1 protein-coding gene and 1 pseudogene are annotated in these 1235 nt (G+C 54.9%); one reads left to right on the plus strand and one right to left on the minus strand.

All coding sequences use genetic code 11. The features are described from left to right. Positions 1-251 (plus strand): integrase core domain-containing protein (locus CKO36_RS19135; RefSeq protein WP_200286489.1); only part of this gene is annotated, 251 nt, incomplete at its 5' end. Here CKO36_RS19135 and CKO36_RS19140 read toward each other — a convergent pair. After that, a pseudogene (locus CKO36_RS19140) lies at positions 236-787 on the minus strand (transposase); the annotation flags it as partial. The gene CKO36_RS19135 and the pseudogene CKO36_RS19140 sit on opposite strands and share 16 nt — an antisense overlap. Between the last annotated feature and the right edge of the window lie 448 nt (positions 788-1235).

Here is a 1235-nt window from a genome sequence, read left to right on the forward strand (position 1 = left end):
CACAAACCAATGGCATGGTTGAGCGCTTCAACGGCCGCATCGCCGAGGTGCTTCAAACCACACGCTTTTGCTCGGGGGAGCAGCTCTCAGAGACCCTCCACCGCTATGTCAGGCTCTACAACCAACAGATCCCTCAACGCGCGTTGGGCCATGTCGCCCCCATCCAGGCGTTAAAACAATGGTACGAACACGAGCCAGAATTGTTTTCAAAGCGGCCTTACAATCTTCCGGGACTTGACATGGTCGCCTGATCCGGGAGATCGAAGACATATTGTTTCAATGCTTTGGCATCGCTGTCGGCGCCGGGTGTCAGAAAAAACTCGACGGGTTGTCCTTGGGCCGTGACCAGGAGGTGGATTTTTAACCCATAGAAGTAGCGGCGTTTACTCGCCTGGTAGCCGCGCCACGCTTCACCTTGATAACGACGGCAGCGACGAATCTGGATGTTGTCGCAGACTGGGAGCGGGAAGCTGTCGATGATATAGAGGCGTTTGGTGTTCGATTGATGCCCCAGGCTGGCTAGAACGTGAAACAATGGCCTCACGAACGGTTCGCAACGATAGAGACGGCGCACGAAGCGACTGGCATTGAGCCGACGTGGGAGATAGCCTGTTTCATGCAGAAACCGATGGGCCCGCTTAAAGCATCCACTAAACTCGAGGACGGCGACCAACGCGGTGGTGAGAATTTCCGCGTCGGAAACCTGATGCTGTGGATCTTCACGATGACCGAGTGCTTTCAACAGATCGTCACAAAGGCAGTATGCGAATATAATCTTTGTGTCCATCGGGGTTCCTCGCCAGTCGTTGTGTAGTAGGCGTACTTACAACGGGTGAAGTAGTTAATGGACGGTTCCTTAGGCGTCTCGGGCTTGGAGGTTGGCTCGCAGGAGGTGGACGGATCCTCCGAGGGCGGACTGGCCTCATCCGCTTGCTCGGTCTCTTGGCCCGGGGGCTCGCCGCATCGTCGTGCATCTCGTCTTGGCCCGCCGATGGGCGATCCCAGGGCGCTGGATTGCTGGGGGGCATCAAGGGTAGGGTGTCTGAACGCTTACTTTTCTTGTTGTGTCCAGAAATAGTCTGGTGGGAGCATTGCATTTATATATTCTTAACCCAAGTTGCCACCTTGATAAGCTGGCGTCCATCGGAGTTTGCTAGCGTTGTAAGTACCCCTACTGCACAACGACTGGCGAGGAACCCCGATGGACACAAAGATTATATTCGTATACTGCCTTT

Origin of the sequence: Rhabdochromatium marinum (assembly GCF_016583795.1) — a bacterium.
Taxonomy (GTDB): domain Bacteria; phylum Pseudomonadota; class Gammaproteobacteria; order Chromatiales; family Chromatiaceae; genus Rhabdochromatium; species Rhabdochromatium marinum.